The 336-nt window shown below is 68.5% G+C and carries 1 protein-coding gene; it reads left to right on the top strand.

Annotated features, from left to right (window positions below):
- Positions 1-336 (top strand): TRAP transporter large permease subunit (locus HOP58_RS23305; protein WP_234261930.1); only part of this gene is annotated, 336 nt, incomplete at both ends.

Raw genomic sequence — 336 nt, 5'->3', positions numbered from 1 at the left:
GCTACCTCAAGCCGTCCTACGGCCCGCCGGTGCCCGCCGAGGAGCGCGCCGAGACCTCGACCGGGCAGCTTTTGATCATGCTGGCCAAGTACGTGCTGCCGCCGATGGCGCTGATCCTGGGGGTGCTGGGGGCGCTGTTCACCGGGGTGGCCACCGCCACCGAGGCCTCGGCCATCGGCGTGGCCATCGCCTTCCTGCTGTTCCTGATCTTCGGCGACCGCAAGCTCAAGACCTGCTTTCACACCCTGATCGATGCCAGCAAGACCACCACCATGGTGATGCTGGTGCTGGTCGGCGCCACCGCCTTCACCGGGGTGTTCTCCCGCGGCGGCGGCA

Source organism: Halomonas sp. MCCC 1A11062 (assembly GCF_021404355.1).
Taxonomy (GTDB): domain Bacteria; phylum Pseudomonadota; class Gammaproteobacteria; order Pseudomonadales; family Halomonadaceae; genus Halomonas; species Halomonas aerodenitrificans.
The sequence above is the reverse complement of the archived record's forward strand: the minus strand, read 5'-3'. Positions and strand labels throughout refer to the sequence as shown.